Here is a 13,356-nt window from a genome sequence, read left to right as displayed (position 1 = left end):
CTAGAAATTTACGATCGACCTCAAGCTGGACACCATGGACCCGTTAGCCTATGGCTTCATAGCGCTGCATTTTTTCGGAGAAGAGTAGGCGTGCCACATCCAGTAAAACCAGCACGCGATTCGACAACAACGCACACCCAGCAGCATAGGGGGCTGCCCAATGGGGAAGAGTAGCCTGGCGCATATTTCCATTGAGAATAGCCGTATCAGGCACGGGAAGCATCTCGCTCACACTATCAACAATGAAACTAATTACCATGTCATTTTCCTGCAACGACAACAGACGCGTGCGGGCAGTAGGCGATGATATCCCTAGCTCTAGAAACTGGCGTAAATCAACTACAGAAATAATTGAGCCACGCAAGTTCATCACGCCCTTTACCCACGCCGCGACATTGGGCACAGGAGTAAGTTCGCCGAGGCGCTCCACACCTTGTACCTGACCAGCCTTCACAGCGAACTCAAAGTTCTCGATAGAGAAGACCAGATATTGCTCACCAACAACCGTGGGGGCACTTTCCGTTCCGGGCATACCAGTTGCGGCCTGCATGGAGGTCGCTGAAACCATGCGCTCACGTAATTGTTGAATGGCAGCAAGCCTATCGCGTTGTAACAAATTTTGCTTATCGCTAGACACTAAACCACTCCCCGTGTGACAAAAAGCACAGAGTAGCGCTCATGTCATCTTTTCGTTTCAAGCTCTTCCGACTTTGCTCTTCTCAATACACCTGTCTCTAGACGAGACGGCGCACACTCGCAACCAGCTCTTCTTCCTTGAATGGTTTCGTGAGGTACATGTCTGCACCTTGCCGCAAGCCCCACGACCGATCTAACGGCGTATTCTTGCTCGTTAGCAGGATGATCGGAATGTGTCGGCTTACCTCCATACTTTTGAGTTTTCGGCAAACCTGGAACCCATTCTGCTTTGGGAGCACTACATCCAGAACGATACATTGCGGGCGCTCTTTGAATACCTTCTCGAAGGCCTCGTCACCATCTACCGCCGTCACTACTTCAAAGCCGCTATTGCGCAATGGTGCCACAATCATCGTCAACTCTGTCCAACTATCATCCACAACGAGTACTTTCTGCCCAGGCATCCTATTATAACCTTTCCTAAACATACCATACCAGTGTGATGGGAGTTTAAGGCTATAATACCGTGTTTCCCTTTACCTGATGAGTTCAAGATGAGCAAAGATCGGTAAAACTAAACACAGATATCTACTGGTATTATCAGCCTCGACGGTATCTCGTGCGTGGGCGCATCTGCTCCTGGCGGGCGGGCATACGTTCCTCCCAGTTCACCAGGTGCTTTTTAACTGTCTGCACTAGTTCGGCGGAGTCGAAAGGCTTGGTCAGGTATTCAGTCGAACCTGCCAGGCGGCCTCGCATTTTGTCGAACAAACCGTCTTTCCCACTGAGCATAATAATTGGAATTTGGCGAAACTGCAAGCTTTTACGTATAATCTGGCAAATATGGTACCCATCCATACGAGGAAGCTGGATATCGAGCAGAATTACGGCTGGCATCTCGTCTGCAACCGAGGTCAGAGCACTCAGGCCATCACTCGCGGTAATCACGCGAATGTTCTCCCTCTGCAATGTCATCTGCACAATCTTGCGCACGGTTGGACTGTCATCCACAACCAGTACTGTAGGTTGATCCGCTGCCATCAAATGGTCCTCCTTTGCGTTTCTGGTGACCAGAACTCTCCCTCGTTCTGCGCCACACGGTTATCCTGGATAATACCAAACGGAGCACCCGGCTGCATCTGCTGTACCTGCTGGCCCCTGGTCCGTTGAACATTCTTTTGCGCGCGATAGAACTGGTACTTTTGGATTTCGGCGTCGATCTCGGAGAGAAGGACACGCCAGGCCATGGCGATCTGCCGTCCCATATGGGAGTTGCCTACCTCATCTTTGACCAGCGCATCAAAGACCATGCGCAGGAAGGCTGAGAGGCCCAGGACCGCCTCGCCATAAAACTCTTCCAGTTGCTCGCCCTTGACGACTTTATTGAGGGTAAGTATATCACTACAATCAAGTTGTCCACTGACGAAGGTCGCGGTCTCAAGGATGGGGAACTGGCGCCTGGCCAGATCATGGAGCTGTGGCACAAAGCGGCGCTCGATAAAACGCATGATCTCGACCTGTTGCAACTGTCCTCGCCCACGCAGGCTACGCGCGAAGCTGCCATGATGCACAAATAATTCGTTCACGCAGTCACAGAGCGCTTTAATGAGGCTTAACAGGAGCTGTTCGACGTTCGTTACCTCGCGGTAACGCTGGAGCGTTGTCTGGCAGCGAATAATGATGTTCGAGAGGTCGCGTTGGAGGTCGTTTTCCAGGGCTGTGTCGACGACTTCGATCAGGTGCAGTTCCAGGAGCTGCATCATGCTCTGCACCACCCTGGCCTCCGGCATCATCTCGACAAAAGCGATGGCCTGTAAAGGAATTTCGCCATTGCAGAGACAGAGAATCTCAATCGACTCCTGGCCCAGGCCCAGGCTGCGCAGGTCACGCTTGACCTCGGGCGACCAGCGAGCAACCGTGGTACGGGTAAGTTGAGTCACACTCTCAGAGACAATCGTCTCCCACTCATCGGCCTGGCGCAGTGCCTCCAGTAAGATGGAATCGACATCCAGAGGCTGCATGGCTGTATCCATTGGCAGAAGTTGACGATGAAACGAGAAGCGCCCATTGACCCAGCGCATCGCGTGGCTAATCGACTGCGTCACGGCAAATTCCAGCCGACGCTGCATCTCGCTGGCGGGCATCCATCCACGCTCGACGAGCAGTTGCAACGACATTTGCACATTGCCACGAGCTATCTCATGCACTGCCTGGGCGCGAGGAGGATCAAGTTTATTGATCAGGCAAAGCATGCCTAGTAGATCTGGTTGTGGTACCCCTTCCTCGTGTAGCCCGACGATCTTTCCCTTTCGCAGGCTGATCGAGAGCGTATCCGAGCCAGATGATACGAATAACTTGCCCGTCTTTTCACTCAGCGCAAGCATTTTGAGTATGGATTGGAGTCCTAGCGTTTGCAGGTCTCCGTCCATGATGCGGTCTTGCTGCTCCATGTGTCCCTAGTTTCCTTTGCCGACTAGCTTGTAAGGCCCCATTCTTGATCCTTACAAGCAGTTGCGTCTGTAATTGTTGCGTTTTGCAATAGCATTCAATAATAAATTATTAGCGTCTTTTTGCCTTTTTGTCTTTTTGTATAATACATCAGGTCTGGAGCCTGATGCGTCAGGTCTGGAGCTTCATTACTCCCACCTTCCCCTGCATCCCCGGTACGCCTTCAAGCCGAAAGCCTGGCCTTACATATATCCCTGTTGATCGAGGTACGCTCCCTGTGCGTTGGTCAAGGCACTGTAGCACATTATCCGCTTTCGGCCAACTCTCCCCTTTATATCATTCCCAATACCCTACAGTGTATACTAAACGCGCTCAGCTTGCTACAGGTTTTTGGGCCGAAATCGTTAAGATTGCATTAAGGATTTTAACCGATTACTTCTTATCTGGAAACCAACGTCGCTCTCGCGACTAGCGCTTCCCCCATTCGGGGACAAGCGCGCTCAGGTTTCCGAATAGGCACTTAGGCGTTGCGGACCTCGACCTGCCCCCGAAAGACATAGCCAATCCCAGGCTCGGTAATAATGTAGCGCGGATGAGAGGGCTTCGCCTCTACTTTTAAGCGCAACTGCCGTACATAGACGCGCAGGTAATCGGCTTCTTCGCCATATTCAGGTCCCCAGACTGCGCGCAGGAGCGCGCGATGCGTCAAGACCTTACCCGCACAGAGCATCAATTGTTTCAAGAGTTCAAACTCGGTCGGAGTTAGACGAACTTCGTTGTTGCCAGCCTTCACCAGGCGCCGCGCCAGGTCCATGTAGAGATAGCCATCCTCGCTGATGAGCAACTCAGGCACCTGCTGTATCTCCTCGCCTTCATTCGATTGCGAGCGACGCAGGCAGGCTCGTACACGCGCCATTAACTCTTCGCTACCAAAGGGCTTGGTCAGGTAATCATCGGCTCCCAGGTCGAGCGCCCGCACCTTTTGCCGCTCTTCGCTCATCGCGGAGAGGACAATAATGGGTGGCTTCTGCCCGCGATGACGGATCTCGACACATACGTCCAGGCCATCTAACTCGCCAGGCATACACAAGTCGAGAAGAATAAGGTCTGGCTGGTGCAGTTTGACCATCTCAAGCGCCTCTCGCCCGTCTCCAGCCACGAATACGTCATACCCACCGGCCAGCAAGTTCTTCCGAAGTACCCTTTGTATAGGCTCTTCGTCATCTACAACGAGTATGCGCTTCCCTTTCGCTCTCATGTTGCCTCTCCCTGAGATACTTTTTAGTAGTTTGCTTCCTTAAATGGCTCGTAGGGTCCATGCTGGCATGGACTCTTTGGCCAGCAGGCCGCTTCCTTGCAGCCAGGACAAGTCGCTTCACTCGGAGTCCAAGCAAGCTTGGCCCCTACAAACGGCTGTCACGTGTCTCTGCCCCGGCTATGGATGTAGGGGCAAGGTGAAAACGAAACTCAGGCCCGTGCCTTCGTGTGCCCCACCTTCAGGGAGCCTCCCCCGCTCACCTGAAGACTCTTCCTGGATAGTTTCGACCCAGATCTTCCCCTGGTGTGCCTCCACAATCCCTTTACAAATCGCGAGGCTTAAACCATTGCCGTAAGTGCGCGAGCTATAAAAGGCAGTGAAGACACGTTCGCTCTCTTCTTCAGGAATACCACTCTTGCTGTAGCCGATGACCGCGCCGCGCAAAAAATCCCCGACATTGTCTGCCTGCACAGTAATGACGCTTTGCCTGGGACTATGACGCGCGGCGTTCTCTATAAGATTATAAAATACGCGTTCCAGTTGCACATGATCAACGTAGGCCATAAGCATACCTTCAGGTATCACCACATTGACCCGGTGCGCCTCCACAATCCGTGTCAGCTTGTTTAAGGCCCCATAAATGACTTCAACGACATCACACCAGGTCCGCTGTAAGACCAGGGCCCCCATTTCGATGCGTGAAAGTTCGACCAGGGCGTTGACCTGGACGGTCAGGTGGTCCGTTTCGTTCTCGATATCTTGCAGCAAGATACGCCGATCCGTTTCGTCCCACTCTAGATCCTCCTGGAGCAGGCCGGTCACCGCCGCTTTGATCGTTGTGAGCGGCGTGCGCAGGTCATGTGAGACCGAGGAGAGCAGAGCCGAGCGGTTATGCTCATCACGGGCCTGCTCCGTCACATCCCGCACCTGCAAGACATAGGCAATCAAGTGGCCATCGCGATTACGCAGCTCGTGGCGTGTCAGGTGATAGTGGTGATCGTTGGAGTTACCTTCCAGCTCACGCCTGGCCCGCCCCCAGTTTCCACCACCCTTCTCGCCCCCCTCCTGGGGCAGCGGCCGGGCAGCCAGGATACAGCGCAGTTCCTGGGTCTCACTCGTGCCCTGGGTAAAATCATGCAGGTAGTGACGCACCTCGTCCACGTTGCGCATGCGGGGCATGAGCTTGGCGAAGGCGCTCTCCAGCGTGGTGACCTCTGGTTGCTGGCGACGCGAGAGCCAGAGTCGCTGCTCGTAGGAGTTGTAGGCGTTATAGACGGCATTGAGCGCGGTCATGCTTCCTGATAATTGCATATCACACAAGGCCTGGGCGGCAGGATTCATAAAAATACAATGGCCATCCAGGTCCACCGCCAGCCAGGCATCGTCCTTGCCATTCTCACGCACTATAAGAGGGCTTAGCTCGCCGAGCATTCCCGTGCCGCGCAGGGCATCCTCGGCCGCCTGGGTGAGCCAATGCATGGCGTCCGACTCCTCCCCCTGTCCCTCATGCTCGACGGAGAATTTGAGCCGCTCCGCCGAATGCATCTCTTCATCGAGAGCGATTGATGTCTCAGATACTGTCACGGCTTCGGAAAGCGCTCTACTCTCCATACCCAAGCCCTGTTCGGCATGGATCATGGCCTGCAAATTCAGTTCGCTATTGGTCAATAGAAACTCGCCCACAAAGCGTAGCACGCTGTCCAGGCTTACCCCATAGGAGCGCTCAGTCTCCTCGCGCAGGCGCTCAAAGAGGGCCATCTCCTCAGCACCTTGGACCTCTCCATGCCCATTATTGATATATGCATCCTGCTGGCGCTGGCGATAAGCAAACTCAAACTGCTCAAGCGCCTGCCGGAAGCGGCTGCGTTGATGAGCTGATTCGAGCATCATTCCATTGTGGATTGCGAAGGTCGCCTGATTGGCGAAGAGCGAGAGGATTTCGACCTTGAGCGGGGTAAAACCGCCAGCTTCAGGCGAGCAGAGCAAGAGCGCACCAAGCACCGTTGTGCCTGTGATGAGGGGATAACATAAAATAGAATGCATGCCGAGTTCTTCGGCGAAGAAACGGCTGGCGGGGAAGCGCTCATCACGCGAAATATCATCCGAGACATGCGGAGTCCGCTGGCGAAGAGTCTGACTGAGAATACAGGCATCGCTTAGCTTTTTCTGCCGCACATTCTCCTCAAACTGGGTCGCATCAAGTCCCACCTGCGCCTCCAGGCGTAGCGCTGCGTCGCGCTGCTCCAGCATAATGATGGCAGACGAGACGTTTAAGGCTTTGGCAATGCCTTCGACAATCTGGTTCAGGATCGTTGGCAGATCGATACGCAGCGTCAGGGCACGGGTCACGTCTTTAAGCGCCTGGCGTTGACGATCAAAGATGGCCGCGCTCCCACCCAGTTGCGCCCGCTCAATCGCCGCCGCCAGCACGCGTGCCACGGCACCAATCAGGCGTTGCAGGGTTTCATCGACATAGGTATTAGGGATCGAGCTACCCAGTTCGAGCGTACCCAGGACACGCTGATCCTCCAGAACCAGTGGAGCGATCACGGTTGAGCGCAGTTGAGGGTGCCCGCTGAGCGCGTCTCCCGTTTCTCCCGGTGGCCCCTCCTGCCCTTCAGGATAGTCGTTTACCATGAGCATGGGCGAGGCCAGCACACGCTCTAACATGGAGTCCTTTACCGGGTGCTGATGGGGAAAAACGCGCCACTCGCCCTCTTCACGCCGACACACCGCTACACGCACCGCTTCGCGATCATGCCGCAACAACACTACGCCAAACACATCAAAGGGAATAGCCGGCTCTAGCTCTGCCGCCAGCAGAGCATAGTTGGGTTTCGCGTCCCGTACGCTCATCACGATACGCACAACACGCTCAATGATCGCCGATTCTTCGACCGCTGATGTATTTGTTCTCACATCCATAGCTATCCTGGTGACTCCACACAATCTATTCTCAGGAACGAGAGGACTTGTCTCCCCCTCCTCGCCTACCAACCTAGCCTATCAATCTATAAGGCCTGCTCGCTCGCCAATCCTCTTATGCAAATCTTATACTACAAGTGCGGGATATTACAAGCTTTCCGTACAAAAGGATGTAATATCTGTTTTACATTGTCAGTACATATGGAAAATGAAATACAAATAGCTCTAGAACATCGCCTCAAAGTATACCATACTATCGCGCTTTGTCGTCAATAAAGAACCGGCGTACCCAGGCATACTCTTCGTCCCTGCGTATATGGCGCTTATGGGCGATTCCCCTTGTAAAGCCATTCCAGCCTTCATCCAAGTATAGCAGGACCAACTTCTTTTCCCTTCCCTAACAGAGAGATTTTTATGAAAGAGTCTTCATTCTATCCAGCTTTAGCGCGATTTTCCGCGAAGTCGCTGAATACTTTGTCAGAAAGAACGGCCCAAAGGGGCAAAAACTACCAGTTATATACCAGATTGCACCACAGTATGCCATATACGTCCAAGATATTTCACCACTGTCTTATGTAAGAGCATGACCCTGCTTGCGCCAATAACGTAGTCAGGCGTAATATAAGCTGAAGCACATTCGAGCGCTATTTGAACATATGCTATCGATGAGAGGATGGATTACATTCTATGGCCCTTCCGCTGATTGGTCCAATCGTACGCGCCACAACGGCGAGCGAGGTCGTCATCTGGGCGGAGTTCGCGCGCCCCTGCGAGGTTACCGTTAGCGCCACCCCCTTACACAATCTGGAGGCCGAAACGGTCCAGGTCACCGCTAGCACACTCCTGGCAGGCGGACATGCCTATCTCTCCGCGCGCCTGAGCGGCCTGCTACCCTCAACCTGGTATACCTATGCCTTACATGTAGAGGATAAGGCTGATGACGGTAATGCTACGCAGCCCGCTCTCTGGCAAGGCTTTCGTACCTTTGCGGCGCCTGGAGAGGCAAACAAACAGCCGCTACGGGTGGCATATGGCTCCTGTCGCAAGCTTGACCAACCCGAGAAGGATACGCTCGCCGCCTTTGGCCGCTGGCTTAGAGAACATAGCGAGCAGCGCGAGCAGGACTGGCCCCACCTGCTGCTAATGATCGGCGACCAGATCTATGCGGATCAGCCATCGCCCAGCCTGGTGGCGCGTCAGCCCGAACTGGCCCAGGGAGCCTCGCGCTTCGAGGAGTTCGCCCTGCTCTATCAACATGCCTGGTCCTCGCATGAGGATGTACGCCAGGCTCTGGCGGCGCTGCCAACATTTATGCTTTTCGATGATCACGAGATTACCAACAACTGGAACGCCGAGCCTAACTGGCAAGAAGAGGCCCTACGCCAGGGGCAAGAGCAGACGATTGTGGATGGGCTGGTCGCCTACTGGCTCTACCAGGGCTGGGGCAATCTGCTGCCCGGCGCTACGCTGACACACCCGCTCCTGGATGTGACACAGGCTGCGCTTCAGAGTGGCAGAGATTGCCTGGATGATCTACGGGCCTGCGTACGTACCGCGCTCACCGGCGCCACAACTCTGCCCTGGCACTACACCGTTGCCACACAGCCCGCTATCTTTGTCACCAACACACGCACGGAGCGGACCGCGCAGCTCACCTCATCTGATGAAGCGCTCTACGCGCCCACCGCCATCATGGGCGAACAACAGATGGACGAGCTTCAACAGTGGCTGGCGAGCAACCCTTCTCCAGTGACGCTCCTGGTCTCCTCGGTTCCCCTGCTTCTTCCCCCGCTCATTGGTATGATTGAATATCTCTCCGGCCTGCGTCCCTGGCATGCCCAACCAGGCTTGCTCAAGCGCATAGGAAACTGGTTCGCACATCAGCAACTAGCGGTAGCGCGCAAGGCCAGCTTCGATCACTGGCCGCTCTACGCCCGCAGTTGGCAACGCCTGCTCCAACTCCTTGAGCAACATCCAGGCACCGCCCTGGTGCTTTCAGGAGATGTGCATTTCTCATACGGAGTCTCAGCGCAGGCCAACTCGGCGAGAACACCACACCTCTACCAGTTTGTGTGTACGCCCTTGCAGAACGCGCTTGCGCCCTCGGACCGGCGCAAGATCGAATGGCAGTCAATGATCAACGGCATGCGCTATGGTGGCCTGCGCACACGTATGCTGCCTCTGCGAGAAGAGGGCAGTTCAGGAGCAGTCAAGCACGACATCCTCTACCAGGACGCCCTGGCCATTCTGACCCTCCAGCCAGAGACCAGCGGCGGCTACAAGCTGACCCACGACTATCTTGGCCTCGGTGAGGATGGATTGACAAGAATCGCCTCCCTGGAACTGCCCATGATCAAAGCAGACCTGTCTCCTGCCACAAACCAGGAAGAGACGCCAGCAAGTCTCAAACTGTAGGGTCCATGCTGGCATGGACTGCGAGGCCCGCAAGCCAACACCCAGGCGCAGGGGGTCGCAGTCCAAGCTAGCTTGGACCCTACAGATTATTTTGTATAGCCAGTTAGTTCGACGTAGCCTTGACCAGAGAGGGATTGGCCGTTCTGTTGGCCCTGGATATCGACGGCGCCCTCCCAGTAAACGTTGCCGGTCGACTTGGTAACGACAAGTTCCTGATCCTTGAGCTGGGGCGTGAGCGTCAGGTCAACCTTGAGGCGAGGGTCGTTGATGGAGACGCGCCAGCCGGAGGGATAGTTGATCCCCGTGTGCGGGCTGAGCCAGTGGTCCAGTACCTCGTTCTGTACGGCATTCTGGGGAATGACAATGCTCTGCCCCTTGTCGTCGGTATAGCCCACGTAGGTTGAGATGACCTTCCCCGTGGCATCGCGAATAAAGTAGATCATGATGTCCGCGCCATTACTGAGCTGGATGCTATACCAATCCCAGCCACCGCTACCGAGGGTCAGGAAGTTGCCCCACTGGTGATCCATCCAGGCCTGACCATTGACCTGTACTGGCTGGCCGTGGTCGAGCAGCGTGCCGCTGACCTGCATACGCGTGCGCGAGTAGTAGTATGAGTAGCCCGCCAGGCCATAGGTGATCAGGCCCTTGCCATCGTGCAGAGTGGGCGCCTTAACGCCGTTGAGATCCAGCTTGATAGCATAGTCCTTCATCGAGGCCTCCAGGCGGTCGTGTCCATTGAGGCCCTGGATACGCCAGTCGCCAATCCCCACGTTAATGCCCGCTTGCTTTGAGTTGTCCAACGGTAGCATGACATTGCGCTGAGCATAGGCGAACTGACCCCGCGTGATATCGCTGATAGCAAAATGCGAGGCGAAGAGTGGAGGCAGATCGCTGCGCGAGACCTGGAAGATCACGAACTCAAAGCCGTAACGATGACCATCCTGCCCATTGAAGTGGCCGGTATAGTACCACCACTCGGTCAGGTTATTATGCGAACCCTCGTCCTGGGGAAACTGCACCGGCGGCAAGGGCTTCTGCTCACCAACTGGCACATAGGCTGGCAACTGGGCATTGGTCGAGACCATGCCGGGAAAGGTACAGGAGGAGAGCGCCAGCATCAGTCCCAGCAGCCCGGAGAGCAGAACAAGCTTCCAGGCACGGCGTCCTTGAATAATCCTCTGCATTAGAGCTTCCCTCCTACGTTGATATCCTGCACGTCCTTACTCTCGCTATGTCCATTGAGTGAGAGCGCCGCCGCGTCCTCGTCCAGCATATATTTATCGAGGGTAGGAGGCTTGCGCTGCACCCCCTTGAAGGGGAGCCACCAGTTCCAATCGCCCAGCAGGCGCATCGTCGAGGGGACGAGCAGGCCGCGCACAAAGGTCGCGTCCAGGAAGACCGCGAGAGCCATACCCACGCCCAGAGCCTTGACCAGGATCACATCAGCCGTGGCGAAGCAGGCACTCACCACGATCACGATTACCGCTGCGCTGGTAATGATGCCGCCACTTCGCTGGAGCCCCAGGGCCACCGAGCGCGTATTATCGCCCGTCTGCCAGAAGGTCTCCTGGATGCGCGAGAGCAGGAAGACCTCGTAGTCCATCGAGAGGCCAAAGAGCGTACAGAAGAGCAGAATGGGACTCGACGCCTCCACAAAGCCCAGGGGCGAGAAATTTAAGAACTGGTGCAAAAAGCCATCCTGGAAGATGATCACCAGCGCGCCATAACTGGCCAGAATCGAGAGCGTATTCATCAGAATAGCCTTGAGTGGCAGCACCAGCGAGCGGAAGAGCAGGAAGAGCACCAGGTAAGTAATAGCGAAGATAATCAATACGGCCTTGGGAAAGTCGGTGTAGAGCGTCGTGACATAGTCGTAGTCCGCCGCCGAGCCGCCATCCACCAGGACATGGATACCATTCCCTGGATTAGTATTGCGAATCGTGACCACCAGTTCCTGTGAGCGTATATCGTTCATCTCATACTTGCTCACCACCTGCACCAGCATCGTATTCCCCGAGACGGTCGACTTGAGCAACGTGCCCAGGTAGGGGTCGGTCACCAGTTTGGGATTATGATACAGCAGCTCATACTGATCCAGGGTAAAGCGCGGATCGGCGCTCACAATGCTATCCACGCGCTGTACACGTGGATCGGCCTCAATACGCTTGGTATACGCGTAGAGGTTGCGAATATTCTGGTCACTCAGCACATCGCCCTTCGTCTGCACCGCCAGGATAATCGGCGTCGTCTCACGCAGGTTGAAGCGCTGCTGCAACATATCATACGCCTCGCGCGAGGGGACATAGGGAGGCAGGATCGAGGCATCGGGCGCCGAGAAGCGTACTCCCAGGAAAGGGAGACCAAACGCCACCAGCAGGCACAGCACGCTCACAAAAATACGCACCGGGTAGCGCATCACAAACTGCGACAGGCGATACCAGAAGCCATGATGGTCGTCCTGTGCTGCCTGCCTGCGTCGCCACAGGCGTGGAACACGTACCGGGAAGGCATTGATGCGCGTGCCGAGGATTGAGAGCAGCGCGGGGAGCAGCGTCAGGGCCGCCGCGACTGCCAGCAGCACCACAAGCATACCACCCAGGCCCACCGAGCGCAGCATGTTGATGCGGAAGAAGGTCAGGCCAAAGAGGCCAATCGAGACCGTCAGGCCAGAGAAGGCCACGGCGCGGCCTGCGGTCGCAATAGTGAGAACCGTGGCTTCATTCACACCTCGTCCACGCGCCAGTTCCTCGCGGAAGCGGCTGACGATGAAGAGCGAGTAGTCGACGCCCAGGCCCAGGCCGAAGAGAGTGGTAATATTAAGTACAAAGATGGAGAGATCGGTCACCTGCCCCAGGCCAAAGAGCATAGCTAGAGTCACAACCACGGCGAAGCCACCGACCAGGCCGGGGAGAATCGCCGCCACCACGGAGCGAAAGACGAGCAGCAGGGCAATGATCGCGAAGGGAAAGGCCAGCAACTCGGCGCGCCGTAGATCGTTCTCGCTCACCTGCTGAATATCTTCATAGAAGACCGCGCCGCCACCGACGTGATACGTCATGCCATCCACATGACGCAGGCGCTGCTCTAATTGCGGCAGAATCTTGGGCGCGGTATCGGCATCGGTCTTCAGCACCACATTGACATAGGCCGCGTGGCGATCCTGCGAGATCTGGCGCGGATTATCCGTATAGCTGACCACGCCTCCCACCATCGACCAGTTCCGCACCTGGGCCAGCGATTGCTCAACCTTCTGCGTAAAAATGGGATCTTCGACGCGATACTGTTTACTATCATAAATAACCTGGACGGTCGTCAGGTTCAGATGCAGCTTACTTGTTAAAAGATCAATCGCCTTTTGCGACTCCGCATTGGGATCAAAGAAGCCGCCCGAACGCAGAACCGAGCTGGCGCGCGGAGCGAACGGCAAGGCCAGCAGCCCGGCCAGCAGCCACACCCCGACGATCCACCAGCGATAGCGGGTCGCCAGCTTACCAATAGCATAGAACATACCAAGTACCTCTTGTACCTCTACTCTTGTGAACGTGTGAACGCGAAAAAGAAACCCTCCCCCAACCAGCCCATCACCCACCCTCGGCTTCTTGACGCCTATCCCCCAACAAAAGGGTATTTGCGACAACTAATCTCAAATAGTATAGCGCTTATGAGTATCC

The 13,356-nt window shown here is 55.5% G+C and carries 8 protein-coding genes and 1 pseudogene; 1 reads left to right on the top strand and 8 read right to left on the bottom strand.

Annotated elements, in window-relative coordinates; genetic code table 11:
• Positions 1 to 43: 43 nt before the first annotated feature.
• The 6 genes and pseudogenes from KTE_RS19835 to KTE_RS19810 form a co-directional block, all read right to left on the bottom strand.
• Positions 44 to 637 (bottom strand): chemotaxis protein CheW, encoded by a 594-nt coding sequence (locus tag KTE_RS19835; protein ID WP_201383852.1) that lies wholly within the window; start codon positions 635 to 637, stop codon positions 44 to 46.
• Positions 638 to 734: 97 nt separating this feature from the next.
• On the bottom strand, positions 735 to 1,100 hold the full coding sequence (locus tag KTE_RS19830; RefSeq protein WP_201369053.1) for a response regulator transcription factor: 366 nt from the start codon (positions 1,098 to 1,100) through the stop codon (positions 735 to 737).
• Positions 1,101 to 1,308: 208 nt separating this feature from the next.
• Positions 1,309 to 1,677 (bottom strand): annotated as a pseudogene (locus KTE_RS19825) (PleD family two-component system response regulator); the annotation flags it as partial.
• Complete coding sequence (locus tag KTE_RS19820) at positions 1,677 to 3,086, bottom strand: DUF4388 domain-containing protein (protein ID WP_201383850.1); 1,410 nt, start codon at positions 3,084 to 3,086, stop codon at positions 1,677 to 1,679. The gene KTE_RS19820 and the pseudogene KTE_RS19825, both read right to left, overlap by 1 nt.
• Before the next feature lie 518 nt (positions 3,087 to 3,604).
• Positions 3,605 to 4,342: a response regulator transcription factor gene (locus KTE_RS19815; protein WP_201383848.1), complete on the bottom strand. Its 738-nt coding sequence runs from the start codon at positions 4,340 to 4,342 to the stop codon at positions 3,605 to 3,607.
• A 177-nt stretch (positions 4,343 to 4,519) separates the two neighbouring features.
• On the bottom strand, positions 4,520 to 7,261 hold the full coding sequence (locus KTE_RS19810; RefSeq protein WP_201383846.1) for a GAF domain-containing protein: 2,742 nt from the start codon (positions 7,259 to 7,261) through the stop codon (positions 4,520 to 4,522).
• Between the two features lie 693 nt (positions 7,262 to 7,954).
• Between KTE_RS19810 and KTE_RS19805 the strand changes: the two genes are divergently transcribed.
• Positions 7,955 to 9,682, top strand: coding sequence for an alkaline phosphatase D family protein (locus KTE_RS19805; RefSeq protein ID WP_201383844.1), 1,728 nt, complete (start codon positions 7,955 to 7,957; stop codon positions 9,680 to 9,682).
• 86 nt (positions 9,683 to 9,768) lie between these two features.
• Here the strand turns inward: KTE_RS19805 and KTE_RS19800 are convergent, their stop codons facing one another.
• Together KTE_RS19800 and KTE_RS19795 are read right to left on the bottom strand one after the other, a co-directional pair.
• Positions 9,769 to 10,869, bottom strand: coding sequence for a lipocalin-like domain-containing protein (locus KTE_RS19800; protein ID WP_201383842.1), 1,101 nt, complete (start codon positions 10,867 to 10,869; stop codon positions 9,769 to 9,771).
• Positions 10,869 to 13,193 carry an MMPL family transporter gene (locus KTE_RS19795; protein ID WP_201383840.1) on the bottom strand — a complete coding sequence of 775 codons (2,325 nt, stop codon included), beginning with the start codon at positions 13,191 to 13,193 and terminating at the stop codon, positions 10,869 to 10,871. Before KTE_RS19795 ends, KTE_RS19800 begins: the two co-directional genes overlap by 1 nt.
• Positions 13,194 to 13,356 lie beyond the last annotated feature (163 nt).

Origin of the sequence: Ktedonobacter sp. SOSP1-85, from assembly GCF_016587415.1 — a bacterium.
Taxonomy (GTDB): domain Bacteria; phylum Chloroflexota; class Ktedonobacteria; order Ktedonobacterales; family Ktedonobacteraceae; genus Ktedonobacter.
Note: the sequence above shows the minus strand (reverse complement) of the source record. Positions and strands in the feature narration are given on the sequence as shown.

Excerpts from the sequence above, each read along its gene's own strand:
- KTE_RS19830 (WP_201369053.1), bottom strand. The coding sequence starts at position 1,100 with ATGCCTGGGCAGAAAGTACTCGTTGTGGATGATAGTTGGACAGAGTTG.
- KTE_RS19820 (WP_201383850.1), bottom strand. The coding sequence starts at position 3,086 with ATGGAGCAGCAAGACCGCATCATGGACGGAGACCTGCAAACGCTAGGA.
- KTE_RS19815 (WP_201383848.1), bottom strand. The coding sequence starts at position 4,342 with ATGAGAGCGAAAGGGAAGCGCATACTCGTTGTAGATGACGAAGAGCCT.
- KTE_RS19805 (WP_201383844.1), top strand. The coding sequence starts at position 7,955 with ATGGCCCTTCCGCTGATTGGTCCAATCGTACGCGCCACAACGGCGAGC.
- KTE_RS19800 (WP_201383842.1), bottom strand. The coding sequence starts at position 10,869 with ATGCAGAGGATTATTCAAGGACGCCGTGCCTGGAAGCTTGTTCTGCTC.
- KTE_RS19795 (WP_201383840.1), bottom strand. The coding sequence starts at position 13,193 with ATGTTCTATGCTATTGGTAAGCTGGCGACCCGCTATCGCTGGTGGATC.